Raw genomic sequence first — 24887 nt, forward strand, 5'->3', positions numbered from 1 at the left:
CATCCCGCGCGCGCGTCACGGGTTGGACGGCGCATAAGCGATAAGAGGAGAGCGCCATGTCCTATGCCACGATCGTCGCCGCCGTCGATGTCAACGCCCCCGACCTCGCCCGTGCCGCCATTGCCGGCGCGGCCGATGTGGCGGGGAAGCAGGGCGTCGTCCATCTGCTCTATGTCCGCTATTATCTGCCGACCCGCTATTCCGAACTGCTGGACGGCAGTTTCGACGAGAATGAGGAGCGCGATGCGCTGGCGGCAATGAAGACATGGGCGAGCGAGGCCGGGCTGGCGCTCGATCGCACCCATTTCCTGACCCGGCGCGGGCGGGTGCGCGACGAGGTGCTGAGCGAGGCGGCGCGGCTGAAGGCCGACTTGGTGGTGATCGGATCGCACCAGCCCTCGCTCACATCCAAGCTGCTGGGGTCCAATGCGTCGGCGATCATCCACCAGTCGCCGGTCAGCGTGCTGGTGGTGCGGACGCAGGCAGCGGAATAGCAGAAATAATCAACAGGGGTTGAGCGGCGCTCGGTTGCGGCGGGCGAGCGCCGTTCCTACCTGCCGGGCATCCCAGGCCTTTATTGGAACAGGCCCTTATCGGAGCGATGCCCGCATGACCGACAGCTATACCCCGCCCGCCGTCTGGATTTGGGACAAAAACAAGGGCGGCGCCTTTGCCAATATCAACCGGCCGATCGCCGGCCCCACCCATGACAAGGCATTGCCGGTCGGCCCGCATCCGCTCCAGCTCTATTCGCTGGGCACGCCCAATGGGCAGAAGGTGACGATCCTGCTGGAGGAATTGCTGGAGGCGGGCGTCACGCAGGCCGAATATGATGCCTGGCTGATCCGCATCGGCGATGGCGACCAGTTCGGCAGCGGCTTTGTCGACGTCAATCCCAACAGCAAGATCCCCGCGCTGATGGACCATAGCGTGTCGCCGCCGCAGCGCGTGTTCGAATCCGGCGCGATCCTGCTCTACCTGGCCGAAAAGTTCGGCAAATTCCTGCCGACCGATCCGGCCAAGCGCACCGCGACCTTGAGCTGGCTGTTCTGGCAGATGGGCAGCGCGCCGATCCTGGGCGGCGGCTTTGGCCATTTCTTCGCCTATGCGCCGGAAAAATACGAATATCCGATCAACCGCTACACGATGGAAGTGAAGCGGCAGCTGGACGTGCTGGACCGGCATCTGGCGGACAACGAATATCTGGCGGGCGACGAATATTCGATCGCCGATATCGCGGTGTGGCCCTGGTATGCGGGCGTGCTGCTGAACCGGGTCTATGGCGCGGCGGAGTTTCTGGACGCGGGCAGCTACACCCATGTGCTGCGCTGGGCGAAGCAGATCGATGCGCGCCCGGCGGTGAAGCGCGGGCGGATCGTCAACAAGACCAACGGGCCGCTGGAGGATCAGCTGCACGAGCGGCATGACGCCGGCGACTTTGCCACGAAGACGCAGGACAAGCTGGAGGGGGTTGCCTGACACCCCTTCCGTTCGTTTCGAGCCTGTCGAGAAACGGGAAGCACGGACGGAGGGGCAGGGTGCGCGGTCACGCACCGGCCCCTCCACCGCCTGCGGCGGTCCCCCTCCCCAAGCCGAGCTTGGGGAGGAATTTCATCAATAGCCTACGGTGAAGCGCTGGCGGATGTGCCGAGGCGTTTCGATCTCGTCGGCGAGCGCGATGGCATAGTCGGCATAGGAAATGCTGCTATGGCCCTCGCCGTCGACCAGCAACTGGTCGGTGCCGAGGCGGAAATGGCCCTTGCGATCGCCGACGAAGAACAGGGCCGAGGGCGAGAGGAAGGTCCAGTCGAGATCCGCCACGCCGCGCAGATAGGCGAGGAAATCGCCGCCCCGGCCGGCTTCGGCCTTATAGGCTTCGGGAAAGTCCGGCGTGTCGATCAGCTTGACGCCCGGCGCCACCTCCAGGCTGCCGGCGCCGCCGACCACCAGATAGCGGGCCACGCCCGACGCGCGCACCGCGCCGACCAGCGATGCCGGATCGGTGTCCGCGAACATGACGGCGCTCACCACCGCATCATGGCCGGCGAGCAGCGCACCGAGCGCGGCGGCGTCCTTGACGTCGCCGGCGACGGCAGCGACGCCGGCATCCTGCACCGCATTTTCGGGATGGCGCGAGATCGCCGTCACCTGATGGCCGCGGCGGGCCAGTTCCGCGCTGATTTCCCGCCCGGCACGGCCGCTGCCGCCGATGATCGCGATCTTCATGTTCCATTCTCCATGGGTAGTTACCAATGGAAACCAGATAGCGATCCTGATATCATAGTCGCAAGAAGGCACTTTGCCATCACCTGGTTACGCCGAGGATACCGCCTGCCATGACTGCGCCCACGCCCCTGCCCCGGATCGGCGACGCCTATGATCCCGATTGCCCGACCCGCCATGTGCTGGACCGGATCGGCGACAAATGGGCGGTGCTGGTGATGCTGACGTTGAAGGACGGGCCAGTGCGGTTCAACGATCTGCGCCGGCGGATCGGCGCGATCTCGCAGAAGATGCTGTCCCAGACATTGAAGAGCCTGGAGCGCGACGGACTGGTGAGCCGCGCTGCCTATGCCACGGTGCCGGTGACGGTGGAATATCGGCTGACGGAGATGGCGCAGGGGCTGATCGGCATATTGGACCAGATCACGCGCTGGGCCGAGGGCCATGTCGGCGCGATCATGGACGCGCGCCGGGCGCATGACGCACGCGAGGTCGAGGCCGCCTAACCGGCCTGGGTGGCGCGCTGGCCCTGTGACGCGGTGCGGTCGCGCCACCAGCGGTTGATGCGACGGGCGGCGGGACGCTCCACGCCATAGGTGAGCGCGCTCGCCAGCAACAGCGAGACCGCGGTTGCCAGCAGCAGGCCGATCCAGGTCGACAGGCCGGCGCGGTCGACCAGGTTCATGATCGCCAGCCCGGCATTATGATGGATGAGGTAGAGCGCATAGCTGATCGCGCCCAGCCAGAGCAGCAGCCGATGGCGCAGGAAGGGCAGCCAGCCGCGCAGCATCGCGGCAAAGATCGCCATCACCAGCAGCGCCGCGACCAGATATTCGCGCGGGTCGGCCCAGGCGATCGTCGCCAGCGCCGCCACGAAGAAGGGCGCCTGCTGGCCCCAGCGGCGATGGCCCGACCAGATGCGATAGAAGAGCATGCCGATGATGAAGAAGGGGATATAGTCGAGCACCAGCAGCATGACGAGGCGGCTGGGCATCGCGTGCCAGCCGGCAATCGCGGCCTTGATCGCCAGCCAGCCGAGCAGCAGCCATTCGAGCCGGGCAAAGCCGCGCCCCATCCAGATCGCCAGCATGCAGCAATAGAAGGCGAGTTCCACGCCCAGCGTCCAGTAGACGCCGTCGACTGCGGGCAGATAGAAATAGCCCTGCAGCATCGTCATGTTGACCGGGATCACCCAGGCGGGCGGCAGCAACTGGCCGGCGCCCAGCAGCAGGACGATGCCGATCGAGAGCGCCATTGCCGCCCAATAGACCGGAAAGAGACGGGCGAAGCGCTTGACCGCGAAATCGGCGGCGCTGCGCGTTCCTTCCAGCGAGAAGGCGATGACGAAGCCGGAAATGGCGAAGAAGAGCAGCACGCCATAGCCGCCATGTTCGAACAAGGGCGGCAGGCGATGCCCTTGCGGGAAGAGCTTGGGATAGATGTTGAAATAATGGAAGAGCAGCACGGAAAAGGCCGCGATGCCGCGCAACGCGTCCAGTTCCTGCAATCGCGTCCGACCCTGCCCCATCATCCCCCTGCCCTACGCCCCCACGCGATAAGATTGGGTAAATTTGCGTGAACGATAGCGCCCGCCCTGGGGCGCCGGCATCAATTGCCGTCGGCGTCGACCATGAACTGCATCGGCTTGCCGCGCGATTCCGGTTCCCAGCCGGCCGCCAGCGCCGCGCGTACGCCACGCGCGACGATGGCGTCGTTGATCTGGAGCCGGCCGCGCGCCAGTCCTTTGAGCAGGCGCTTGGGCGGCGGAAATTCCAGCACGGCACCGCGCTGCGTCCCCTGCTGCTGCAGGGCGACGGTCATGCCGCGCCAGCCATCCGCATCGCTCCATTGCGGTTCGCGCCGCACTTCCCAATCATAATGCGCGCCGTCGACCAGGACGGTGCCACTGTTGTTGCTGTTTGACATGATGATCGCCCTATAGAGCATAATCCATTCATTCTGAATGGATTATGCTCTACTTTCCTTTTATTTTCCGCATTTTCCGAGCCAGCAGATGATACCATCTGCTTCGAAAATGCTCTAGCCTGCCGCCCTGACGATGTCAGCCCAGTCTTGTTCGCTGATCACCTCGATGCCGAGCGCGGTCGCCTGCTTGAGCTTCGATCCCGCGCCGGGACCGGCGACGACCAGGTCGGTCTTGGCGCTGACCGATCCCGCCGCCTTGGCGCCGAGGCGCTCGGCCTGTGCCTTGGCCTCGTCGCGGCTCATTGTTTCCAGCTTGCCGGTGAAGACGATGATCTTGCCCGTAACGGCGCTGGCGGTGGTCTCGACGACATAAGGCGGCGGTGACACTTCGCTCAGCAGATCGTCCCATGCCTCGACATTATGGGGTTCGTGGAAGAAATCGGCGAGCGCATGGCCGACGGCGGCGCCGACATTCTCGACCCCGATATGCTCGGCGATCGCCTTGTCCTTCTTGGCCTGCGTCTCATAATCCTGATCGCGCAGGGCAATGATCTCGTCGGCAAGGGTGCGCAGCGCGGAGAGCGTCGTATAGCGCTTCAACAGATCGCGCGCGGTGACGGCGCCGACATGGCGGATGCCGAGGCCAAACAGCAGCTTGGCGGCGTCGGGCGCGCGCTTGGCCTCGATCGCGGCGAGCAGATTGTCGACCGACTTTTCCTTCCAGCCCTCACGCCCCAGCAGTTCGCCGGCATGGGTGCGCAGGCGGAAGATGTCGGCCGGCTCCTTGATCCAGCCAAGGTCGAGAAATTCCTCGATCGTCTTTTCGCCCAGCCCCTCGATATCGAGCGCGGCGCGGCTGACGAAATGGCGCAGCCGCTCGAACCGCTGGGCGGCGCAGATCAGGCCGCCGGTGCAGCGATAATCGACTTCCTCCTCCTCGCGCACCGCTTCCGATCCGCAGACCGGGCAATGGGTGGGGAAGGGAAAGGGGTCGCGCACTTCGTCGCGGGTCAGATTGTCGACCACCTGCGGGATGACGTCGCCGGCGCGCTGGACGACGATGCGGTCGCCCGGCCGCACGCCCAGCCGCTCGATCTCGTCGGCATTGTGGAGCGTGACGTTGGAGACGACGACGCCGCCGACCGTCACCGGGGTCAGGCGGCCGACCGGGGTCAGCTTGCCGGTGCGGCCAACCTGGATGTCGATCGCCTCCAGCGTGGTCTGGGCGCGTTCGGCCGGGAATTTATGGGCGATCGCCCAGCGCGGCGCCTTGGCCACGAAACCCAGCCGCTGCTGCCAGTCGAGCCGGTCGACCTTGTAAACAACGCCGTCAATGTCGAAGGGCAGATCGGCACGGGCACGCTCGATCGCGCGATAATGGGCCAGGATGGCGTCGATGCTATCGACGCAGACCAGCATGTCGGACACGGGCAGGCCCCAGCTCGCAATCGCCTGCATCACGCCCAACTGGGTGTCGGCGGGCAGCGCGCTATGGGCGCCCCAGCCATGGGCCAGGAAACGCAGCGGCCGGCTGGCGGTGACGCTGGCGTCCTTCTGACGCAGCGATCCGGCGGCGGCGTTGCGCGGATTGGCGAACTGGCGCGCCTTGTCCGCATCCTCCGCCTCGTCCAGCAGCCGCTGGTTGAGGGCGACGAAATCCGCCTTGGCCATATAGACCTCGCCCCGTATCTCGAACAGGTCGGGGATGGCTTCGCCGGTCAGGCGCTGCGGGATGTCGGCGATGGTGCGGACATTGGCGGTGACGTCCTCGCCGGTGGTGCCGTCACCGCGGGTCGCGGCCAGCACCAGTTCGCCCTGCTCATAGCGCAGCGAACAGGACAGGCCGTCGATCTTCGGTTCGGCGGTCATCGCCACCGGCGCGTCTTCGGCCAGCGCGAGGAAGCGGCGGACGCGCGCGGCGAACTCGGCGATATCCTCGTCGGCAAAGCCATTGTCGAGGCTCATCATGCGGACCGCGTGCGGCACTTTCTTCAGCGTCGAGGTGGCGGCAGCGCCGACCTGCGCGTTGGGCGAGTCGGCGCGGATCAAATGCGGGAAGGCCGCTTCGAGCGCGTTATTCTCGCGGATCAGCGCGTCATAGTCCGCGTCGCTGATCTCCGGCGCGTCCTGGTCATGATAGAGGCGGTTATGCTTCGCCACCTCCCTGGCAAGGCGCATCAGGCGGTTGGCGGCTTCGGCTTCAGTAATTTGCGTAGGATCAGTCATTTATTCAGATGCTCAAACAAGGCGAGGATAGAGAAAAAAGCCACCAATAGCGCGCTGACGATCACATAAGCTATCAAAAGTGGCTTCAAAGGACGGTTCTTCAACATTCCTCCAACGAGAAACGGCAGAAACAACACTCCCAGCGTAACAGGGATCGAAAATAGGAATTGCGCCAACGTAAGTGGCATGCGCTACGCCCTCGTCGAGAGCGCCCTGCAAAGGCGGGCACCCGGTTGAAACTATGATATCAGAATTCAGATTCCCGCTACCGGCACGGTTTCAAAATGCTGGGGGAAGCCGGCGATGATCGGGCGGGCCTTGGCGATGGCGGCGCGGACGGCGGGGAGTTTCAGCGAGGCGGCATGGCTTTCGCGGCTGTCCCAGACTTCGGTGATCCAGAGCGCGTCGGGATTGGCGGTGTCGAGCGCCACGACATAGGAGAGACAGCCAGGCATCGCGCCGATCGCATCCTTGAGATAACCGACCAGTTCGTCGCGCTTGCCGGGCGCGCTGAGCATCTGGCCGATCAGGCCGTAGCGCGGCTTTGCCTCCTGCGCGGCGGCGGGGATGGCGGTTGCGGCCAGCGTCGCGGCGGTCAGGCCGAGCATGTCTCTGCGATTATGGGTCATGCGGCTATCCTCCCCGTTCGGTTCGAGCTTGTCGAGAACCCTGCACTCTGGTTCTCGACAAGCTCGAACCGAACGGAGGTGGGAGTCAAGCTTCCAGCAACCGTTCCGCCTGTGCGCGCGCTTCGGCGGTGATTTCCGCGCCGGAGAGCATGCGGGCGATTTCCTCGCGGCGTTCGCCATCGCTCAGCGCATGGACGCCGGTGCGCGTCACCGTGCCGTCGCTCGATTTCGCGATCAGCATATGGCCCGCGCCGCGCGCCGCGACCTGCGGGCTGTGGGTGACGACCAGGATCTGGTTGCTCTGTGCCAGGCGCGACAGGCGCTCGCCGATCGCATCGGCCACCGCGCCGCCGACGCCCCGGTCAATCTCGTCGAAGATCAGCGTGTCGGCCCCGCCCCGCTCCGCCAGCGCAACCTTGAGCGCGAGGATGAAGCGGGACAGTTCCCCGCCCGAGGCGATCTTGGCGAGCGGCGCGAAGGGGGCGCCGGGATTGGTCGAAATCTCGAACTCGACCCGGTCCATGCCGGCGCCGCTCCATTGCCCTTCGTCGAGCGGGGCTACGACAGTGCGAAAGCGGGCGGCGTCCAACTTCAGCGGCGCCAGTTCGCCCGCGACCGCCGCATCGAGCCGGCCGGCGGCAAGCTGGCGTTCGGCCGACAGAGCCTGGGCAGCGGCGCGATAGGTTGCGGCCTTTTGCGCGACATCGGCTTCGAGCGCGGCGATATGCTCCTCCCCACCCTCGATCGCGGCGAGGCGCGCGGCCATCTCGTCGCGCAACGCGGCAAGATCGTCGGGCGCGACCTGATGCTTGCGGGCCAGGCCGCGCAGGTCGAACAGCCGGGTTTCGATCGCGTCCAGCCGGGCGGGGTCGAAGCTCAGCGCCTCGGCCGCCTCGGCCAGCTTATCCTCCGCCTCGCCCGCTTCGATCACGGCGCGGTCCAGCGCCTCCAGTACGGCGGAGAGCGGTTCATATTCGCCCGCGATCCGGTCGAGCCGGCGCGCCGCCTGGCGCAACTGGGCGAGGCCACCGTCGGAGCCGGTCAGGCAATCAGTGACGGCGGACAGGTCATCGGACAGGCGCGCGCCCTTCTGCATGGTCGCGCGCTCCTCCGCCAAAGTCGCTTCCTCACCGGCCTCGGGCGCGAATTTCGACAGTTCGGCGACGGCATGGTCGAGATAGTCCCGATCGCGCGCGGCATTGGCGACGGTGTCGCGCGCCTGCGCCAGATCGGCGGCGGCAGCGCGCCAGGCGGCATGAGCAATGGCGACCGCCTCCGCCTCGCAGCGGCCATAGGTGTCGAGCAGCGCGCGGTGGCCGCGGGCGTTGAGCAGGCCGCGATCGTCATGCTGGCCGTGGATCTCGACCAGCGCGCCGCCCAGATCGCGCAGCAGCGCGGCGGAACAGGCCTGGTCGTTGATGAAGGCGCGGCTGCCGCCATCAGCCTTCACCGTGCGGCGGATCAGCAGCGGTTCGCCGGCTTCGATGTCGATGCCATTGTCGGCCAGCAGCAGCGCAGCGCGATGGCCGGCGGGCGGCGGATCGAAGCTGGCGGTGACGCTGGCCTGCGCCTCCCCTGCCCGGACAAGACCGCTGTCGGCGCGGGCGCCGAGCGCCAGCCCCAGCGAATCGAGCAGGATCGACTTGCCCGCGCCGGTTTCACCGGTGAGGACGGACAGGCCGGCGCCGAACTCCAGGTCCAGCGCCTCGATCAGCACGACATTGCGGATGGCAAGCGAGGTCAGCATGGCGCCTGTCTACCTGCCATCGCACAAAAGGGGAACAAATAAAGCGTGCGCCTCAGCTCTTGACCGGATGCTGCTGCATCAGCTTGTAGCTGCGTTCATACCATTTGGTGCCGGGATAGTTGCGGCCCAGCACAGCGGCGGCCTTCTGCGCTTCGGCCGGGATGCCGAGCGAGAGATAGGATTCAACCAGACGCTCCAGCGCTTCGGGCGTGTGGGTGGTGGTCTGGAACTTGTCGATCACGGTGCGGAAGCGCAGCGTGGCGGCGAGCCACTGGCCCCGGCGCTGGTAGAAGCGGCCCAGTTCCATTTCCTTGCCGGCAAGGTGGTCATTCACCAGGTCGACCTTCAGACGGGCGTCGGCGGCATAGCGGGTGTCGGGATAGCGGCGGATCAGTTCGCCCAGCGCATCCATCGCCTGCTGCGTGATCTTCTGGTCGCGGGTGACATCGGCAATCTGCTCATAATAGCACAGCGCGATCAGATAATAAGCGTAGGGCGCGTCCTTGTTGCCGGTGTGGATCGACAGGAAGCGCTGCGAGGCCGCGATCGATTCCGGATAGTCGCGGTTCATATAATAGCTGAACGCCGACATGAGCTGCGCGCGGCGCGCCCAGGGCGAATAGGGATGCTGGCGCTCGACCTCATCGAACAGTGCGGCGGCGAGCTTGTACTGGCCGCGATCGAGGCGGGCCTTGCCGCTGTTGTAGAGGGTCGACACGTCACGGGCGACGTAGAGGGTGTCGGCCTTGTTCTTCGATGTGGAGCAGCCGGTCAGCACAGGCGAGGCGATCAGGACCAGAGTGGTGGCCGCGCCGATGCGCGTCAGGGTTTTCGTCAGCATGCGCCGGGTCATAGCCGAGCGGATCGCCGTCGCCAAGCGCCAGAATGTTGCAGAACGTTAAGCCGTGTCAGCGCGTCTGTTGCGGCAGGTCGAGGCAGGCCATGGCGCCGCCATCCGGCGCGGGTTCCAGCCGGAAGCGGCCGCCAAGCTGCTGCGCCAGCGCGACGGCGATGCGCAGGCCGATGCTGGTCGGCCCGTCGGGCATGGTCCCGTCCGGCAGGCCGCGCCCATCGTCGACGACGCGCAGGTGAAGCGCGCCGTCCGCCTGCTGCTCCAGCGTCACCGCCACCCGCCCGGCGCGATCGGGCAGGCCATGTTCGATCGCGTTGCTGACCGATTCCGCCACGATCAGCGCCAGCGGCACGATGACATCGGGTTCGAGCGACAGGCCATCGGGCGCGCAGATGGTGCAATCGATATCGGTGCGGCCCGACGCATCGACGATATCGGCGCAGAGCATGACCATGAAGGCGCGCAGTTCCTGCCCCTGCCCCGAGGGATCATAGAGGGCGCGGCTGATCTTGCCGATCAGGGCGAGGCGGGCGGCGGCATCGTCCAGCGCGCGACGGGCGACATCATTGTCGATCTGGCGCCGCTGGAGCGAGAGCATGGCGGCCACCACCTGAAGATTGTTCGACACGCGGTGCTGGAGTTCGCGGAACAATAATTCGCGATTCTCGGCCAGGGCGCGGCTGCGCTCCCGTTCCACCGCCAGGTTGAAATTGGCGCGCTGCATGAAGTGGATGAGCAATATGTCGACGGCCACGACCATCGTGTAGAAGATCAGCGCCATGGCGACGCCGGGGTTGAAGGCCAGCGCATAGAAGGGCGGGATGAAGCAATACCAGGACAGCAGCCCGCCGATGATGGCGGCGAAGATGCCCGGCCGCACCCCGAACAGGAAGGAGGAGAGGATGACCGCCGGGAAGAAGGTGACGAAGGGATAGCCGACCGGCAGCAGCGTTTCCGCTGCGACACGCGCCAGCCAGGCGAGCATGCAGAGCAACAGGCTCAGGGCATAGCCATAGACCGGTCTTGGAAGCACGAGCGGCAGGCGCTCGACAAACCGCTCATTCCTGCGTTGCATGGACATTCCCCCAGAACCGTGACGCGACCGTATCAGATGTCGCCCCCCGCGCCTTGATCGAAATCAGCCCTGACGGGATTCGTCACGAAAAAGGGCGCCCGGTAGAACCGGACGCCCCCTTTTCCTGTCAGCGATGATGCTGCCGATCAGTCCTGGGTCAGGAAGTCGGGCAGGCCGGCGTTGGAGCCGTCATCGTCGCCCTTGCCTTCGCTGCGCGGGCCACGGTCGCGGCGCGGGCCACGATCGCCACCACGACCACCACGGTCGCCGCCGTCACGGCGCGGGCCGCGACCACGATCGCCGCGATCACCACGGTCGCCGCGCGGTTCACGCGGTTCGCGGGCCGGACGGGTGTCTTCCAGTTCCTCGCCGGTTTCCTGGTCGACGACGCGCATCGACAGGCGAACCTTGCCGCGCGGATCGATCTCGAGAACCTTGACCTTCACTTCCTGGCCTTCCGACACGACGTCGGTCGGCTTTTCGACGCGCTCATTCTTCATTTCGCTGACGTGGACGAGGCCGTCCTTGCCACCCATGAAGTTCACGAACGCACCGAAGTCGACGATGTTGACGACCTTGCCGGTGTAGATCTTGCCGACTTCCGCTTCCTCGACAATGCCCAGAATCCACTTCTTGGCAGCTTCGATCTGGGCGGTGTCGGACGACGAAATCTTGATGATGCCTTCGTCGTCGATGTCGACCTTGGCGCCGGTTTCGGCGACGATCTCGCGGATGACCTTGCCGCCGGTGCCGATGACGTCACGGATCTTCGACTTGTCGATCTGGATCGTCTCGATGCGCGGAGCGTGTGCCGACAGTTCGGTGCGGGTCGAGGACAGGGCCTTGTTCATCTCACCCAGGATGTGGGCGCGACCTTCCTTGGCCTGGCGCAGGGCGGTCTCGAAGATTTCCTGCGTGATGCCGGCAACCTTGATGTCCATCTGCATGGTGGTGATGCCGGCTTCCGTGCCAGCCACCTTGAAGTCCATGTCGCCGAGGTGATCCTCGTCGCCCAGGATGTCCGAGATGACGGCGAAGTCGCTGCCTTCCAGGATCAGGCCCATGGCGATGCCCGACACCGGACGCTTGAGCGGAACGCCCGCGTCCATCATCGAGAGCGAACCACCGCAGACGGTGGCCATCGACGAGGAACCGTTCGACTCGGTGATGTCCGAGAGAACGCGGATGGTGTAGGGGAATTCGTCCTTGGTCGGCAGCACCGGGTGCAGCGCGCGCCAGGCGAGCTTGCCATGGCCGACTTCACGACGACCCGGCGCACCGAAGCGGCCCACTTCACCGACCGAATAGGGCGGGAAGTTGTAGTGCAGCATGAAGTTTTCATAGTGCAGGCCGGTCAGGCCGTCGATCATCTGCTCGGCGTCCTTGGTGCCCAGCGTGGTGGTGCAGATCGCCTGCGTCTCGCCACGGGTGAACAGGGCCGAACCATGGGTGCGCGGCAGGAAGCCGACCATCGCCTCGATCGGACGGATCTGGGTGGTGGTGCGGCCGTCGATGCGCTGGCCGTCCTTCAGGATGGCGCCGCGCACGATCTCGGCTTCCAGCTTCTTGGTCAGCTTGATGCCGGCCATCACGGTCTGGGCGTCGAGGCCGTCTTCCGCGAACATCGCCTTCGCCTTGGCGCGGGCTTCGTTCAGGGCATTCGAGCGGGCCGACTTGTCGGTCAGCTTGTAGGCGGCGGCGATGTCGCCACCGATCAGATCCTTGAGCTTGCCCTTCAGCACGCCGAGATCGTCGCCCTTGGCCATTTCCCACGGATCCTTGGCGGCCTTTTCGGCCAGCTGGATGATCGCGTCGACGACCTTCTTGCTCGCTTCATGGGCGAACAGGACGGCGCCGAGCATGACGTCTTCCGACAGTTCCTTGGCTTCGGATTCGACCATCATCACGGCGTTGCTGGTGGCAGCGACGACCAGGTCGAGTTCGCCGGTCTTCACTTCGTCCAGCGACGGGTTCAGCTGATATTCGCCATCCTTGTAACCGACGCGGGCAGCGCCGATCGGGCCCATGAAGGGCACGCCCGACAGGGTCAGGGCAGCGGAAGCAGCGATCATCGCGACGATGTCGGGTTCGCTCTCGCCATCGAACGACATCACCTGGGCGATGACGTTGATTTCGTTGTAGAAGCCTTCGGGGAAGAGCGGACGGATCGGACGGTCGATCAGGCGCGAAACCAGGGTTTCCTTCTCGGTGGCGCCACGCTCACGCTTGAAGAAACCACCCGGAATGCGGCCGGCGGCCGAATATTTTTCCTGATAGTGAACGGTCAGCGGGAAGAAGTCCTGGCCGTCCTTCACCGACTTGGCGGCGGTCACGGCGCACAGCACCACGGTTTCGCCATAGGTTGCCAGCACGGCGGCGTCGGCCTGACGCGCGATCCGGCCGGTTTCGAGGGTCAGCGTCTTGCCGGCCAGCTCGATCGAAACTTTCTTTACATCGAACATATATGTTCCTTTGCCCACCTGGCCCTATTGCCGGGCGGGGCCTCATATGCGGACGAAACCGGTCCGCGGCGGTTGTGGAGCATCGTGTGGCCCCTGAAACGAAACGGGGCGCCGGATTGCGCCCGTCCCGAATGACATCCCCAAAAGGACGTCAGTTAGAATCGGAAACGGCCCCGAATGGGGCCGTCCCTTATTAGCAGGCTTACTTACGCAGGCCCAGCTTGGTGATGAGGTCGGTGTAGCGAGCCGCATCCTTCTTCTTCAGATAGTCCAGCAGCGAACGACGCTTGTTGACCAGCATCAGCAGGCCGCGACGGCTGTGGTTATCCTTGTGGTGACCCTTGAAATGCTCGGTCAGGTTCGAGATGCGCTCCGACAGGATCGCAACCTGGACTTCCGGCGAACCGGTGTCGCCTTCGACGCGGGCATGTTCCTTGATCAGCGCTTCCTTGCGCTCTGCAGTGATCGACATCGGGCTTCCTTTCGTATCTAGAGATTGAAGCCGCGCACCACCCGGATCTCCGGGCCACTGGACTCCACCAGCGCGACGGGCGTATCGCCCAACATCGCCAGCAGGAGACCGGTGTGCGGTTTCCCCATGAGCATCTTCCCCTGTCGGAGTGCCAATGCTTCATCGGGAGAGACTGCAAGAGCCGGGATATCGTCCAGCCCTGCCGTCAACGGGAGCATAAGCTCGCCGATGTCGCCGCCCCTAGCAGCTTCGTCCAGTTTGTCCAGCGAAATCGCGGTTTCCAGGGTGAAGGGCCCGGCCTTGATCCGCCGCAACATGGTGACATGGCCGACCGTGCCGAGCGCCAGCGCGATGTCGCGGGCGAGGGAGCGGATATAGGTGCCCTTGGAGACGTGGGCGGTGAGGGTGACGGTGGCCAATTCCTCCCCGGCACGGGGAGGGGGACCATGCGAAGCATGGTGGAGGGGCACGCCCCCCCTATCCTGCCCATCCAAAGCCATATCCAGCGGCGCCTGCCCCTCCACCCCGTCGCTGCGCGACGCGGTCCCCCTCCCCGTTCCGGGGAGGAATAGTTCATGGATCGTCACCGATCGCGTCTTCATCTCCACCTGCTCCCCCTTGCGGGCGAGGTCATAGGCGCGCTGGCCGTCGATCAGGATCGCGCTATAGGCCGGCGGCGCCTGTTCGATCGGACCGGTGAAGCGCGGCAGCACCGCCTCCAACTGTGCCAGCGTCGGGCGCACCTCGCTTTGCGCGATGACCTTGCCCTCCAGGTCGAGCGTGTCGGTCTGTGCGCCGAAGGCGATGGTGAAGTCGTAGATCTTGTCGCTGTCGAGCATCCGGCCGGCCAGCTTGGTCGCCTCGCCGATCGCGATCGGCAGCACCCCGGTCGCCAGCGGATCGAGCGTGCCGCCATGGCCGACCTTCCATTTCTCCGTGCCGCCCAGAACCTCGCGCTGGGTCCGCAGCGCGCGCTTCACTGCGCTGACCGCCTGGGTCGAGCCAAGGCCATGGGGTTTGTCGAGGATAAGCCAACCGTGCATGGCGGCGGGCCTTACCCCCCCTGCCCCGACATGTCACCTTCCATCGTCCTTTCCGAACATCCACCCGATAAGGGCATTTCACTGCCCATCGCGCTCGGCTATTCCGGCGCCATGACGATCAAGCTCATCTGCCTCGATGCCGACGACACGCTGTGGCACAATATGCGCCATTTCAACGCGACCCAGGACGCGCTGACCGACATGTTGCAGCCCTTTGCCGATGTCGATGTGACGCGCGAGCGGCTGATCGCCTGCGAGATCCGCAACCTGCCGCTCTATGGCTATGGCGCCAAGGGCTTCACTCTCTCGATGATCGAGGCGGCGGTGGAACTGGCCGGCGATCAACTGTCGACCGCGATGATCCAGGACATATTGGCGGCAGGCCGCGCGCTACTGGCCCATCCGGTCGAGCTGTTCGACGGGGTGGAGGAGACGCTGGAGCGGCTGGCGGACATCGGCCCGCTGGTACTGGTGACCAAGGGCGATCTGCTGCACCAGGAAAGCAAGCTGGCGGCGTCGGGCCTGGGCGACCTGTTTTCCGGGATCGAGATCGTCAGCGACAAGAAGGTCGATACTTTCCGCACCCTGTTCGTCCGCCATGGCATCGCCCCCGAACAGGCGGTGATGGCCGGGGATTCGATGCGGTCGGACATATTGCCGGCGCTGGAGGCCGGGGCGTGGGCGGCGTTCATCCCGCAGGAGGGCGCCTGGTCGCATGAGCGGGCGCAGCCGCCGATCGGCGCGGCGCGCTATACCCAGCTCGAACGGCTGGGCGAATTGCCGGACTGGATTGCCGGCATCAACTGAAGCTCAGGCGGCGCGGGCAGCCCATTCGTCGGCGAGGATCGAGTAGATCACCGTGTCGCGGACATGGCCAGTCCAGGTGATGCGCTGCTTGCGCAGCACGCCTTCGCGCACGGCGCCCAGCTTCTCCACCGCCTTTTGCGAGCGGATGTTGCGCGCGTCGATGCAGAACTGGACGCGGGTGAAGCCACAGGCAAAGGCGCGGTCGAGCAGCAGCGGCTTGATGCGGCCATTCAGCCCGGTGCCGCGCACCGCCGGCGTCATATAGGTGCCGCCAAGTTCCAGCCCATTATGCGCAGCATCGACATTGAGATAGCCCGACATGCCGACCGGCTCGCCAGCGGCCAGAATGAGAAACGTGTAGCGATTGGGCGTCGCCAGGATCGCGTCGAAGGTCGGGTCGAAATCCGCCCCGGCGAGATGGTTGGGATAAATCTCCCACACCGGATCGTCGATCGGGCAGATGGCGCGCAACGCCTCGCGATGATGGTCGGCCAACTGCTCCAGATGAAGGCCGGGCGCGTCGATCGGCGCCAGCAGATCCTCCATCCGGCTCATCCGCGCATCTGCTCGACAAAATGGCGACGGCACAGCGCGACATAACGGTCATTGCCGCCAATCTCCGTCTGGGCGCCCTGGCGGATCGCCCGGCCCGACGCATCGACGCGCAGGTTCATCGTCGCCTTGCGGCCGCAGTCGCACACCGTCTTGATCTCGGTCAGCGCGTCGGCCAGGCCCAGCAGATGGGCGCTGCCCTCGAACAACTCCCCCTGGAAATCGGTGCGCAGGCCATAGCAGAGGACAGGAATGCCGAGGCTGTCGCTGACCGCCGCGAGTTGCCAGACCTGATCGCGGGTCAGGAACTGCGCCTCATCCACCAGCACGCAGGAGAGCGGCGTCGCGTCATGCTGGGCGGCGATGGCGGCGAGCATATCGACGCCCGGCTCGAACAGATGCGCCCGCGCCTCCAGCCCGATGCGCGAGGCGATCCGGCCATGGCCGAAACGATCGTCGACCGCCGCAGTCCACAGCATCGTCGCCATGCCGCGTTCCTGATAGTTGAAGCTCGATTGCAGCAGGGTCGTCGATTTGCCCGCATTCATCGAGCTATAATAGAAATAGAGCTTCGCCATGGCCGCGCTTTAACGCAGCGTGGGCGCAACGCCAGCCAGGAAACGCACCAACGCATCGGCGAGCGCGATCCGCTTGTCGGAGAAGCTGTGATCGGTCGGCCAGACCATCAGGCGGGTGTTGGGATTGGCCGACTGGGCGTCCGCCCCGACCTTGCGCGCCATCGCGCCGATGCCGCGTTCCGCACCGATGATGGTCAGCGGCCGACGGCCATAGCCGACCAGCTTGCGGCCGAGGTCGAACTTCTGGCCGTCGCCCTTGATCTCGGCGGTCAGGCTTTCATAGCTGGCACCGGCGAGCGGCGGCAGATCGCCCGCCACCTCCGCCTTCCAACCCGCCTCGCCCTGTGGCGTCGCCAGCGACGCGACAGTCTGGGCCGGATCCCAGGGATCGATCAGGAACAGCCCGGCGACGCGCGGTTCTGCGGCCGCTGCCTCCGCCGCCATGAAGCCGCCCATGCTGTGCCCGGCGACCACGATCGCGCTGGTGTCGATGCGATATTTGGCGACGGTCGACGCTTCCTCCAGGAACAGCAGCGCGTTGAACGCATCCTCCGCCGCGTTGGTGAAGGAAAAGATGCCGGGGCTGCCCCATGATCCGCGATAATGGAGGGTCAGGACATTCCAGCCGGCGCGGCGCGCGGCCTGGGCCAGGTCCAGATTCTGCTCATTGCCCGGAAAGCCGTGGAGCAGCAGCAGGGTCGGATGCACGCCGCTGCCCGCCGCGACATACATGACCGCATTCATCGCCCCCTCGCCCGAGGGAATGACGAACGCATCCATCCGCGCCGGGTTGGCGGCGTCGGGCGCGGGATCGGTGGTGACGGCAGGATGGGTGGCGGGTTCGCGGGCGATGGCGGGCGTAGCCAATGCCAAGGCGGCCATACTGATTATCCCGCTCATCTTCATGCGTTTGCCCCTCTTGATCTTCCGGTTCCGGGAAAGACGCTGTTAGCGCTGCGGCACCGTCGCGTCGACGCTGGAAACATTCCGCGACCGGACAAGATATGGCAAGATGCGTCACACAATTGCTGGAGCAAACACATGGCGACCGCGCAAGCCAGTGAAGCCTGCCTCTATCCCATCGTCCTCGTGCAGGACCGATATAGCGGTGCCTATAGTGGCGGGGCATGGCTTGCACTGGCCGAGGGCGATCACTCCTGCGAGCAGGCTTCGCGGATAGGCTGGATCATGAGCCACGGCCCCAGCGGTAATGACCTGGAGGCAGCTGCGTTCTGGCAGGCGCATCCGGCCTGGATTGCTACAGGTAAAACGCCCGACGAGGCGATCGCACGTTTACGCGCTCAAAATTCCATCGCAGCCATGGCCTAGTCCTCCCCCGGAATAGCGCTCCGGGGGCCAGCCCTTCAATCTTCGCTCTCATCCTGCTCCAGGTCGCGGGCGACCTTGGGGTCGCGGAGCAGCTTGTCGATATGGCTGCCCTCGTCGAAGCTCTCGTCCGACAGGAATTTGAGCCTCGCCGCATATTTGAGGCGGATGCGGTGCGCGACTTCGCGCTGGAGATAGGCGGTGTTGGTGCGCAGCGCCTTGAGCACCGCTTCCTCATCCTTGCCGAGCAGCGACTTGATGAAGACGGTGGCGTGGCGCAGGTCGGGCGACATGCGCACTTCGGTGACGCTGACCACATGCTGGCTCAGCACATCGTCATGCACGTCGCCGCGCTGGAGAATGTCGGAAAGGACATGGCGCACCTGTTCGCCGACGCGCAGCAGGCGGACAGAGGGACCTTCGGATTGTTGTTGAGCCATAGTCAGACCTTAAAAAACATATCGTCGAGCGAAACATTCAACTCCATGGCCAGCTTGCGCCAGAGTTCCACATTCGCGCTTCTCTTATTGCGTTCTACATTACTGAGATGGGCATGTGTCGAGCCCACCCGTTCCGCCAAAACTTTCAGCGTTAAGCCCCGATGTTTTCGCCATGCGCGTAAAGGGCTTTCCCCGGCCATCATTCCATCGACCACTTTCGCGGGAAGATATTCCTCGCCCCCATCGCGGCGCGCCTCAGCCTCTGCAGCTGCTACCATGTCAGCCTTATCCTCCGCGATCTCGACAAGCCGTTGATAATCCTCAATCGGCAGCATCGCGATCTTCTGGCCCGCGATCTCGACAATCTGAACGGTCATGGGTTCACCTCATAAGCCGATCCGCGCGGCGCTATATCGTCAATCCAGAGGATATCCTGATCGATACGGAAAATCACGCGCCAGTCCTGAACCCGCAAGCGATATTCCGGGCGCCCCTGAAGACGCTTCACATTGGCTTCCAGCGATGCGGGATCGTTCGCCAACTCGTCAATCTTCTGCCGAATAAGCGTTCGCTTGTTCGATCGCAGCAGCGCTCTCATCGCCGTCTTCGAGAAGCGGATATCCACATCCGCAAATTATAGGCACGGCAAAGGCCGGTCAAGAAATTTAGCTCACAGCTAAATTCCTCGACCGGCCTTCTGTAACTCACAGCGTGCGTGCGCGCTCTTCGACTTCGAACAGTTCGAGCGTGTCGCCCGGCTTGATGTCGTTGGTGTCCTGCAGGACCGCACCGCACTCCATGCCGGCGCGGACTTCGGAGACATCGTCCTTGAAGCGACGCAGCGACGCGATGTTGGTGCGCGACACGATGACATCGTCGCGGGTGAGGCGCGCGGCCAGACCCTTGCGGATGATGCCGTCGAGGACGAGCAGACCGGCGGCCTTGTCCTTCTTGCCGGCCGGGAAGACCTGCAGCACCTCGGCGCGGCCGACGATCGTCTCGATCCGTTCGGGGGCGAGCTGGCCAGCCATTTCGCCGCGAACTTCCTCAAGCAGGTCGTAGATCACGTCATAGTAACGCAGGCTGATCTTCTCACGCTCGGCGAGCTGACGGGCCTTGGCATTGGGACGGACGTTGAAGCCGATCAGCGGCGCGCGGCTGGCAGCGGCCAGCGTGACGTCGCTTTCGGTGATCGCGCCGACACCCGAATGCAGGATGCGGACCTTGATCTCGTCGGTCGAGATACGGTTGAGCGAGGACACGATCGCTTCGACCGAACCCTGCACGTCGCCCTTCACCACCACCGGATATTCGATGACCTTGGTGTTCAGCGCCGAGAACATATGCTCGAAGCTGGTCGGGGCAGCCGTGGTGCGCTTCTTGGTCGCCTGTTCCTGACGATAGGCAGCGACTTCACGGGCGCGGGCTTCATTCTCGACGACGGTGAGCTGGTCACCGGCCATCGGCACGCCCGACAGACCCAGAACCTCGACCGGGGTCGAGGGACCAGCGACCTTAACCTGCTGGCCCTTGTCGTTGATCATCGCGCGGACCTTGCCGCTTTCCGAACCGATGACGAAGGTGTCACCGATCTTCAGCGTGCCCTTGCGGACCAGCACGGTCGCAACCGCACCACGGCCCTTGTCGAGCTGGGCCTCGATCACATTGCCTTCGGCGTCGCGATCGGGGTTGGCGGTCAGTTCCATGACCTCGGCCTGGAGCAGGATCTTGGTGATCAGTTCGTCAAGGCCGGTCTTCTTGAGCGCCGACACTTCGACGTCCTGGACGTCACCGCCCATGTCCTCGACCACGATTTCCTCGCTCAGCAGGCGCTCACGCACCTTCTGCGGGTTGGCGTCGGGCTTGTCGCACTTGTTGATCGCGACGATCATCGGCACGCCGGCAGCCTTGGTGTGGTTGATGGCTTCGATCGTCTGCGGCATCAGGCCGTCATCGGCCGCCACCACGAGGATGACGATGTCGGTGACGTTGGCGCCACGGGCACGCATTTCCGAGAAGGCTTCGTGGCCCGGCGTGTCGAGGAAGGTGATGAGATCACCGCTCTTCGTCTTCACCTGATAGGCGCCGATATGCTGGGTGATGCCGCCGCTTTCGCCGGCCACCACGTCGGTGCCGCGCAGCGCGTCGAGCAGCGAGGTCTTGCCATGGTCGACATGGCCCATGATCGTCACGACCGGGGCACGCGGCTTGAGCGTTTCGGGTGCGTCAGCCTCACCTTCCATGCCGATTTCGACGTCGGCATCCGACACGCGCTGGATGCGGTGGCCGAATTCCTCGACCAGCAGCTCCGCCGTATCCTGATCGATCGGCTGGTTGAGCGTGACGGCCGTGCCCATCTTGAACAGGGCCTTGACCAGGTCCGCGCCCTTTTCGGCCATACGGTTGGCCAGTTCCTGCACAGTGATGCTTTCGGGCACCACGACGTCGCGGCTCTGCTTCTCGCGCGGCTGGCTGCCGCCCGAATAATGGGCACGACGTTCCTTCTCGCGAGCGCGCTTGAGCGCGGCGAGGCTGCGGGCACGGGCGCTGTCGTCGTCCGCAAGCGCGCGGGTGACGGTCAGCTTGCCGGACTGGCGGCGATTGTCATCGTTGCGCTTGGCACGATCGGGCTTCGCCGGTTCGGGGCGCTTGACCGGCGCGACCGGGGTGAAGCGGCGCGGCGGCGGCATGGTCGAGCTGGTGGTCGCCGGTGCGGCGGGCGCGGCCGGAGCGGCAGCGGCAGGCTCGGCTGCAGCAGCCGGCGCGGCCGGCGCTTCGACCGGCGCAGCCGGCTTGGCGGCTTCGGCAACCTTGGCCTGCTCGGCGGCTTCGGCAGCCTTGGCGGCCTCGACCTCGGCATTTTCGGCAGCCTGGCGATTTTCCTCGGCGCGGCGCTTTTCTTCCTCGCTGGCGGCAAGGCGTGCGGCATCCTCACGGCGGCGCGCATCTTCCAGCGCGGCCATGCGGGCTTCCTCGGCCTCGCGCAGCAGCTTGGCCTGCAGTTCCTGACGCGACATCAGGCTCTGCGGCGGCGCCTGGCGCACGGGGGCGGGCTGCGGCGCGCGCTGCTGCGGCGCAGGCGCGGCGGGACGGGGTGCGGCCGGCGCTGCGGGCGCGGCCGGCGTCGGATCAGCCTGGGGCGCAGCAGCGGGCGCAGCGCCGGTGCTTTCACCCGGCTTGCCCATGGGGACGCGGCGCCGCTTCACCTCAACCACGACCGTGTTCTTGCGGCCATGGCTGAACTGCTGCTGCACCTGACCGGACTCGACCGTGCGCTTGATCCCCAGCGGCTTGCGGCCCAGAACCGGCTTGTCTTCGTTGCTGTCACTCATCGACTATGTTTAACCCTTCACATCATCATCAGCCGGCGCAGCCGCCGACGCATCATTCCATGCAGCCTCATGCGCCTGCGCATCGGCGGAGTCCTGCTCGCCATGCACCGGCGCCCCGGTAGCGCATCCCAGATAGCTTTCCAAGCGGCCCAGAGCCGCACGCAGGCGCACTGTCGCCCGCGAGTCGGTCACCGCGATATGGACGACATTGTCGCGCCCCATTGCCATAGATAGGGCGTGCCGGTCCACAGGCAAGACGATGCCCGCAAGATCCGTGCCTTCCGCTTCCTGTCCCACGCGCAAGGCCTGGTCCAGTTTTCGATTGCCGTCCGTGCCCGCATCGGCGGCATGGAGCAGCATTTTCACCATGCCCTTGCGGCATGCGACGTCGATCTTTTCCGATCCGGTCAGCAGCATGGAGGCGCGAGCCTCCAGCCCCAGGCGGCTGAGCAGATCCTGCCGCAGCCCGGCCTCTACCAGATCGGGAAGATTGTCGGGAATTTCAAGAGCGCCTTCCTTGAAGGCGCGGGCGAGCGCACCCTTGAGCTTGCCCTTGGCCAGCGCCGTTTCCAGTTCGGCCCGCGACACGCCGATCCAGGCGCCCCGGCCCGGCGCCTTGGCGCGGACGTCGGGCATCACCTGTCCTTCAGGGCCGATGGCCAGGCGGATCAGCGTTTCGGGATCGGCGCGGTCGCCGCTCAATATGCATTTGCGTTCGGTCATGCGCGCCCCTCCGCCAAAACGGACAAAAGGGCAAGACCAACGCTGTCGAGTAGGCTTATTCTCTCATCGGGGAGTGTCCGCAGCATTGGCGTCCTCCCTGGCTGGAGAAATTGCACGGTCGGCGATCAACTGACCGCCGGCCGCATAATTTTCGGTCGAGACTTCCGAGATCACGATCTGGACGGCAGCCGCCGGCTTTCCCAGCCGCTCCACGAGCGACTGGGTGACGTCAGCAACGATCGCGGCTTTCTGCTCGCGAGTCGCGCTACCGGCCAGGCGGATGTCGACGAAAGGCATGTTGGCTTACGCTTCCTCGCCTTCGAACCAATGGGCGCGGGCGGCCATGATGATCTCATTGCCCTGCTCGTCGCTCAGACCATAGGCGGCCAGGATGCCGCCCTTGTCCTCATTGCCGCTGTCCGACTTGCGACGACGCTGGTCGACGCGCTTCTTCTGCACCAGTTCGTCGGTGGCGAGGTCGGCGAGATCGTCGAGCGTCTTGACGCCGGCCTTGCCGAGCGTGACCAGCATCGCTTCGGTGAGGTGCGGCATGTCGGCCAGCGCGTCCTCGACGCCCAGCGCCTGACGCTCTTCACGGGCGGCCTGTTCGCGACGGTCGAGCGCTTCCTGCGCACGGCTCTGCAGCTCGGCAGCCAGATCCTCGTCGAAGCCTTCGATCCCGGCCAGTTCCTCGACGCTGACATAGGCGACTTCTTCCAGCTCGCCAAAGCCTTCGGCGACCAGCAGCTGCGACAGCGTCTCGTCCACGTCCAGCTCGTTCTGGAACATTTCCGAACGGCTGACGAATTCCTTCTGGCGCTTCTCGCTGGCGTCGGCCTCGGTCATGATGTCGATCGCCTTGCCGGTCAGCTGGCTGGCGAGGCGGACATTCTGGCCGCGGCGGCCGATGGCGAGCGACAGCTGATCGTCGGGCACGACGACTTCGATGCGCTCTTCTTCCTCGTCGATGACGACGCGGGCGACCTGGGCCGGCTGCAGCGCGTTGACGACGAAGGTCGCGGTATCTTCCGACCAGGGGATGATGTCGATCTTTTCGCCCTGCATTTCCTGCACGACGGCTTGGACGCGGCTACCCTTCATGCCGACGCAGGCGCCGACCGGATCGATGCTGCTGTCACGGCTGATGACGCCGATCTTGGCGCGCGAACCCGGATCGCGGGCGGCGGCCATGATGGTGATGACGCCATCATAGATTTCCGGCACTTCCTGCGCGAACAGCTTCTTCATGAATTCGGGGTGCGCGCGGCTGAGGAAGATCTGCGGACCGCGATTTTCGCGGCGCACGTTCAGCACGACCGAACGGATGCGATCGCCAACGCGAACCACTTCGCGCGGGATCTGCTGGTCGCGGCGGATCACGCCTTCGGCGCGGCCCAGATTGACGACGACATGGCCGAATTCGACCGACTTGACGACGCCGGTGATGATTTCACCCACGCGGTCCTTAAACTCGTCGAACTGACGTTCACGCTCGGCGTCGCGGACCTTCTGGAAGATCACCTGCTTGGCCGACTGGGCGTCGATACGGCCCAGGTCGATCGCGGGCAGCGGATCGACGATGAAGTCGCCGACCACGGCATCCTTCTTCAGCTTGGCGGCCTGCTTGAGGTCGACCTGCTTGAAATAATCCTCGACCACCTCGACGACTTCGACGACGCGCCACAGGCGCAGGTCGCCGCTGTCCGGGTCCAGCTTGGCACGGATGTCATTCTCGGCGCCGTAACGGGCACGGGCGGCGCGCTGGATCGCATCTTCCATCGCCTCGATGACGATCGCCTTGTCGATCATCTTCTCGCTGGCGACGCTGTTGGCAATCGCGATCAGCTCGGCCTTATTGGCGGAAATGGCGTTGGCCATGACGATAAAACCCTTATTCCTCGGTTTCGAACTCGTCCGCCCCATCGGAGGAGAGCGGCATGGTAGCAGAAATCAGTGCATCGGTCAGCATCAGCTTGGCATCGCCGACCAGCGCGAACGGGATGGTGACATCGCCGGCCTTGGCATCCTGGAACAGGATATCCTCACCCTCGACGCCCTTGAGGATGCCACGGAAGCTCTTGCGCCCCTCGACCACTTCGGTCGCGGAAATCTTCGCTTCATGGCCCGCCCATTCGAGAAAATCGTGCAGGCGGGTCAGCGGCCGGTCGATACCGGGCGAGCTGACTTCCAGACGATAGGCTTCCTCGATCGGGTCGACTTCATCCATCACGTCGGACAGGCGGCGCGAGATGGCGGCGCAATCCTCGATGACCAACTGCTTGGTCTTCGGATCTTCGGCCATGATCTGCAGCGTATATTCGTCGCCCGATCCGAACAGCTTGATGCGCACGAGGTCGAACCCCAGGGCCTTTACCTCGGGCTCGATCAATGCGGTCAGTTCGGCGATGTCCGCCATGGATACTCCAGAAATCAGATAGGCCAGAAATATATAGCTGCTTGTTGCCGCCGCAGG

Annotated in this window: 28 protein-coding genes; 5 read left to right on the top strand and 23 right to left on the bottom strand. The window is 65.0% G+C overall.

Going from position 1 to position 24887, the window contains the following annotated elements; all coding sequences use genetic code 11:
- Nucleotides 1-56: 56 nt before the first annotated feature.
- Nucleotides 57-494 (top strand): universal stress protein, encoded by a 438-nt coding sequence (locus HH800_RS14620; protein ID WP_169861508.1) that lies wholly within the window; start codon nt 57-59, stop codon nt 492-494.
- A 115-nt stretch (nt 495-609) separates the two neighbouring features.
- Nucleotides 610-1479 carry a glutathione-dependent disulfide-bond oxidoreductase gene (gene yghU, locus HH800_RS14625; protein WP_169861509.1) on the top strand — a complete coding sequence of 290 codons (870 nt, stop codon included), beginning with the start codon at nt 610-612 and terminating at the stop codon, nt 1477-1479.
- Nucleotides 1480-1614: 135 nt separating this feature from the next.
- Here yghU and HH800_RS14630 read toward each other — a convergent pair whose 3' ends face one another.
- A complete protein-coding gene (locus HH800_RS14630; protein WP_169861510.1) occupies nt 1615-2226 on the bottom strand; it encodes an NAD(P)-dependent oxidoreductase in 612 nt (203 codons plus the stop codon).
- Between the two features lie 110 nt (nt 2227-2336).
- Between HH800_RS14630 and HH800_RS14635 the strand changes: the two genes are divergently transcribed.
- On the top strand, nt 2337-2729 hold the full coding sequence (locus HH800_RS14635; RefSeq protein ID WP_136187799.1) for a winged helix-turn-helix transcriptional regulator: 393 nt from the start codon (nt 2337-2339) through the stop codon (nt 2727-2729).
- On the opposite strand, the gene HH800_RS14640 is transcribed toward HH800_RS14635, so the two are convergent.
- The 11 genes from HH800_RS14640 to truB form a co-directional block, all read right to left on the bottom strand.
- A complete protein-coding gene (locus HH800_RS14640) occupies nt 2726-3754 on the bottom strand; it encodes an acyltransferase family protein (protein ID WP_169861511.1) in 1029 nt (342 codons plus the stop codon). The genes HH800_RS14635 and HH800_RS14640 overlap by 4 nt on opposite strands.
- A gap of 77 nt (nt 3755-3831) precedes the next feature.
- Nucleotides 3832-4149, bottom strand: a complete 318-nt coding sequence (locus HH800_RS14645) for a hypothetical protein (protein ID WP_004211293.1) — start codon at nt 4147-4149, stop codon at nt 3832-3834.
- Between the two features lie 114 nt (nt 4150-4263).
- A complete protein-coding gene (gene ligA, locus HH800_RS14650; RefSeq protein WP_169861512.1) occupies nt 4264-6375 on the bottom strand; it encodes an NAD-dependent DNA ligase LigA in 2112 nt (703 codons plus the stop codon).
- Nucleotides 6372-6563, bottom strand: coding sequence for a hypothetical protein (locus HH800_RS14655; RefSeq protein ID WP_037511320.1), 192 nt, complete (start codon nt 6561-6563; stop codon nt 6372-6374). The genes ligA and HH800_RS14655 overlap by 4 nt, the downstream gene beginning before the upstream one ends.
- Before the next feature lie 66 nt (nt 6564-6629).
- Nucleotides 6630-7004, bottom strand: a complete 375-nt coding sequence (locus tag HH800_RS14660) for a putative quinol monooxygenase (RefSeq protein ID WP_169861513.1) — start codon at nt 7002-7004, stop codon at nt 6630-6632.
- A gap of 85 nt (nt 7005-7089) precedes the next feature.
- Nucleotides 7090-8751, bottom strand: a complete 1662-nt coding sequence (gene recN, locus HH800_RS14665; protein ID WP_169861514.1) for a DNA repair protein RecN — start codon at nt 8749-8751, stop codon at nt 7090-7092.
- A gap of 52 nt (nt 8752-8803) precedes the next feature.
- Entirely contained in the window at nt 8804-9592 is a 789-nt protein-coding gene (locus tag HH800_RS14670) for an outer membrane protein assembly factor BamD (protein ID WP_037492082.1), read from the bottom strand.
- 67 nt (nt 9593-9659) lie between these two features.
- Nucleotides 9660-10679 (bottom strand): sensor histidine kinase, encoded by a 1020-nt coding sequence (locus HH800_RS14675; protein ID WP_169861515.1) that lies wholly within the window; start codon nt 10677-10679, stop codon nt 9660-9662.
- A gap of 146 nt (nt 10680-10825) precedes the next feature.
- Nucleotides 10826-13141, bottom strand: coding sequence for a polyribonucleotide nucleotidyltransferase (pnp, locus tag HH800_RS14680; RefSeq protein WP_169861516.1), 2316 nt, complete (start codon nt 13139-13141; stop codon nt 10826-10828).
- Between the two features lie 202 nt (nt 13142-13343).
- On the bottom strand, nt 13344-13613 hold the full coding sequence (gene rpsO / locus HH800_RS14685) for a 30S ribosomal protein S15 (protein ID WP_010337408.1): 270 nt from the start codon (nt 13611-13613) through the stop codon (nt 13344-13346).
- 17 nt (nt 13614-13630) lie between these two features.
- Entirely contained in the window at nt 13631-14656 is a 1026-nt protein-coding gene (gene truB, locus HH800_RS14690; RefSeq protein WP_169861517.1) for a tRNA pseudouridine(55) synthase TruB, read from the bottom strand.
- Nucleotides 14657-14767: 111 nt separating this feature from the next.
- Between truB and HH800_RS14695 the strand changes: the two genes are divergently transcribed.
- Nucleotides 14768-15463, top strand: coding sequence for an HAD family hydrolase (locus HH800_RS14695; RefSeq protein ID WP_029547688.1), 696 nt, complete (start codon nt 14768-14770; stop codon nt 15461-15463).
- 3 nt (nt 15464-15466) lie between these two features.
- Here HH800_RS14695 and HH800_RS14700 read toward each other — a convergent pair whose 3' ends face one another.
- From HH800_RS14700 to HH800_RS14710, 3 genes are read right to left on the bottom strand one after another with little or no spacing between them, the layout of a single operon-like run.
- The gene (locus HH800_RS14700; RefSeq protein WP_169861518.1) at nt 15467-16018 is read right to left on the bottom strand and encodes a GNAT family N-acetyltransferase; all 552 of its coding nucleotides are present in this window, start codon (nt 16016-16018) and stop codon (nt 15467-15469) included.
- Entirely contained in the window at nt 16015-16593 is a 579-nt protein-coding gene (locus HH800_RS14705; protein WP_169861519.1) for a thymidine kinase, read from the bottom strand. Before HH800_RS14705 ends, HH800_RS14700 begins: the two co-directional genes overlap by 4 nt.
- Nucleotides 16594-16602: 9 nt before the next feature.
- Nucleotides 16603-17499, bottom strand: a complete 897-nt coding sequence (locus HH800_RS14710) for an alpha/beta hydrolase family protein (protein ID WP_169861520.1) — start codon at nt 17497-17499, stop codon at nt 16603-16605.
- Between the two features lie 135 nt (nt 17500-17634).
- On the opposite strand from HH800_RS14710, the gene HH800_RS14715 reads away from it, so the two are divergent.
- Nucleotides 17635-17922 (top strand): hypothetical protein, encoded by a 288-nt coding sequence (locus HH800_RS14715; protein ID WP_169861521.1) that lies wholly within the window; start codon nt 17635-17637, stop codon nt 17920-17922.
- Nucleotides 17923-17957: 35 nt separating this feature from the next.
- Here the strand turns inward: HH800_RS14715 and rbfA are convergent, their stop codons facing one another.
- The 8 genes from rbfA to rimP all read right to left on the bottom strand — a co-directional run bounded on the left by rbfA (nt 17958) and on the right by rimP (nt 24830).
- Nucleotides 17958-18359: a 30S ribosome-binding factor RbfA gene (rbfA, locus tag HH800_RS14720; RefSeq protein WP_169861522.1), complete on the bottom strand. Its 402-nt coding sequence runs from the start codon at nt 18357-18359 to the stop codon at nt 17958-17960.
- A 2-nt stretch (nt 18360-18361) separates the two neighbouring features.
- Nucleotides 18362-18736, bottom strand: coding sequence for a helix-turn-helix domain-containing protein (locus HH800_RS14725; protein WP_004211278.1), 375 nt, complete (start codon nt 18734-18736; stop codon nt 18362-18364).
- A complete protein-coding gene (locus tag HH800_RS14730) occupies nt 18733-18984 on the bottom strand; it encodes a type II toxin-antitoxin system RelE family toxin (RefSeq protein ID WP_169861523.1) in 252 nt (83 codons plus the stop codon). The genes HH800_RS14725 and HH800_RS14730 overlap by 4 nt, the downstream gene beginning before the upstream one ends.
- Before the next feature lie 79 nt (nt 18985-19063).
- A complete protein-coding gene (gene infB, locus HH800_RS14735) occupies nt 19064-21691 on the bottom strand; it encodes a translation initiation factor IF-2 (protein WP_125985155.1) in 2628 nt (875 codons plus the stop codon).
- A 9-nt stretch (nt 21692-21700) separates the two neighbouring features.
- A complete protein-coding gene (locus HH800_RS14740) occupies nt 21701-22414 on the bottom strand; it encodes a DUF448 domain-containing protein (protein WP_010337417.1) in 714 nt (237 codons plus the stop codon).
- 63 nt (nt 22415-22477) lie between these two features.
- Complete coding sequence (locus HH800_RS14745; protein ID WP_069336750.1) at nt 22478-22711, bottom strand: tautomerase family protein; 234 nt, start codon at nt 22709-22711, stop codon at nt 22478-22480.
- A gap of 6 nt (nt 22712-22717) precedes the next feature.
- On the bottom strand, nt 22718-24292 hold the full coding sequence (gene nusA, locus HH800_RS14750) for a transcription termination factor NusA (protein ID WP_004211271.1): 1575 nt from the start codon (nt 24290-24292) through the stop codon (nt 22718-22720).
- A 13-nt stretch (nt 24293-24305) separates the two neighbouring features.
- Entirely contained in the window at nt 24306-24830 is a 525-nt protein-coding gene (gene rimP, locus HH800_RS14755) for a ribosome maturation protein RimP (protein ID WP_048937897.1), read from the bottom strand.
- Between the last annotated feature and the right edge of the window lie 57 nt (nt 24831-24887).

This window comes from Sphingobium yanoikuyae (genome assembly GCF_013001025.1).
Lineage (GTDB): Bacteria > Pseudomonadota > Alphaproteobacteria > Sphingomonadales > Sphingomonadaceae > Sphingobium > Sphingobium yanoikuyae_A.

What these genes read in the sequence shown, in the direction of transcription:
- HH800_RS14620 (WP_169861508.1), top strand. Translation starts at nt 57, where the DNA reads ATGTCCTATGCCACGATCGTCGCCGCCGTCGATGTCAACGCCCCCGAC.
- yghU (WP_169861509.1), top strand. Translation starts at nt 610, where the DNA reads ATGACCGACAGCTATACCCCGCCCGCCGTCTGGATTTGGGACAAAAAC.
- HH800_RS14630 (WP_169861510.1), bottom strand. Translation starts at nt 2,226, where the DNA reads ATGAAGATCGCGATCATCGGCGGCAGCGGCCGTGCCGGGCGGGAAATC.
- HH800_RS14635 (WP_136187799.1), top strand. Translation starts at nt 2,337, where the DNA reads ATGACTGCGCCCACGCCCCTGCCCCGGATCGGCGACGCCTATGATCCC.
- HH800_RS14640 (WP_169861511.1), bottom strand. Translation starts at nt 3,754, where the DNA reads ATGATGGGGCAGGGTCGGACGCGATTGCAGGAACTGGACGCGTTGCGC.
- HH800_RS14645 (WP_004211293.1), bottom strand. Translation starts at nt 4,149, where the DNA reads ATGTCAAACAGCAACAACAGTGGCACCGTCCTGGTCGACGGCGCGCAT.
- ligA (WP_169861512.1), bottom strand. Translation starts at nt 6,375, where the DNA reads ATGACTGATCCTACGCAAATTACTGAAGCCGAAGCCGCCAACCGCCTG.
- HH800_RS14655 (WP_037511320.1), bottom strand. Translation starts at nt 6,563, where the DNA reads ATGCCACTTACGTTGGCGCAATTCCTATTTTCGATCCCTGTTACGCTG.
- HH800_RS14660 (WP_169861513.1), bottom strand. Translation starts at nt 7,004, where the DNA reads ATGACCCATAATCGCAGAGACATGCTCGGCCTGACCGCCGCGACGCTG.
- recN (WP_169861514.1), bottom strand. Translation starts at nt 8,751, where the DNA reads ATGCTGACCTCGCTTGCCATCCGCAATGTCGTGCTGATCGAGGCGCTG.
- HH800_RS14670 (WP_037492082.1), bottom strand. Translation starts at nt 9,592, where the DNA reads ATGCTGACGAAAACCCTGACGCGCATCGGCGCGGCCACCACTCTGGTC.
- HH800_RS14675 (WP_169861515.1), bottom strand. Translation starts at nt 10,679, where the DNA reads ATGCAACGCAGGAATGAGCGGTTTGTCGAGCGCCTGCCGCTCGTGCTT.
- pnp (WP_169861516.1), bottom strand. Translation starts at nt 13,141, where the DNA reads ATGTTCGATGTAAAGAAAGTTTCGATCGAGCTGGCCGGCAAGACGCTG.
- rpsO (WP_010337408.1), bottom strand. Translation starts at nt 13,613, where the DNA reads ATGTCGATCACTGCAGAGCGCAAGGAAGCGCTGATCAAGGAACATGCC.
- truB (WP_169861517.1), bottom strand. Translation starts at nt 14,656, where the DNA reads ATGCACGGTTGGCTTATCCTCGACAAACCCCATGGCCTTGGCTCGACC.
- HH800_RS14695 (WP_029547688.1), top strand. Translation starts at nt 14,768, where the DNA reads ATGACGATCAAGCTCATCTGCCTCGATGCCGACGACACGCTGTGGCAC.
- HH800_RS14700 (WP_169861518.1), bottom strand. Translation starts at nt 16,018, where the DNA reads ATGAGCCGGATGGAGGATCTGCTGGCGCCGATCGACGCGCCCGGCCTT.
- HH800_RS14705 (WP_169861519.1), bottom strand. Translation starts at nt 16,593, where the DNA reads ATGGCGAAGCTCTATTTCTATTATAGCTCGATGAATGCGGGCAAATCG.
- HH800_RS14710 (WP_169861520.1), bottom strand. Translation starts at nt 17,499, where the DNA reads ATGAAGATGAGCGGGATAATCAGTATGGCCGCCTTGGCATTGGCTACG.
- HH800_RS14715 (WP_169861521.1), top strand. Translation starts at nt 17,635, where the DNA reads ATGGCGACCGCGCAAGCCAGTGAAGCCTGCCTCTATCCCATCGTCCTC.
- rbfA (WP_169861522.1), bottom strand. Translation starts at nt 18,359, where the DNA reads ATGGCTCAACAACAATCCGAAGGTCCCTCTGTCCGCCTGCTGCGCGTC.
- HH800_RS14725 (WP_004211278.1), bottom strand. Translation starts at nt 18,736, where the DNA reads ATGACCGTTCAGATTGTCGAGATCGCGGGCCAGAAGATCGCGATGCTG.
- infB (WP_125985155.1), bottom strand. Translation starts at nt 21,691, where the DNA reads ATGAGTGACAGCAACGAAGACAAGCCGGTTCTGGGCCGCAAGCCGCTG.
- HH800_RS14740 (WP_010337417.1), bottom strand. Translation starts at nt 22,414, where the DNA reads ATGACCGAACGCAAATGCATATTGAGCGGCGACCGCGCCGATCCCGAA.
- HH800_RS14745 (WP_069336750.1), bottom strand. Translation starts at nt 22,711, where the DNA reads ATGCCTTTCGTCGACATCCGCCTGGCCGGTAGCGCGACTCGCGAGCAG.
- nusA (WP_004211271.1), bottom strand. Translation starts at nt 24,292, where the DNA reads ATGGCCAACGCCATTTCCGCCAATAAGGCCGAGCTGATCGCGATTGCC.
- rimP (WP_048937897.1), bottom strand. Translation starts at nt 24,830, where the DNA reads ATGGCGGACATCGCCGAACTGACCGCATTGATCGAGCCCGAGGTAAAG.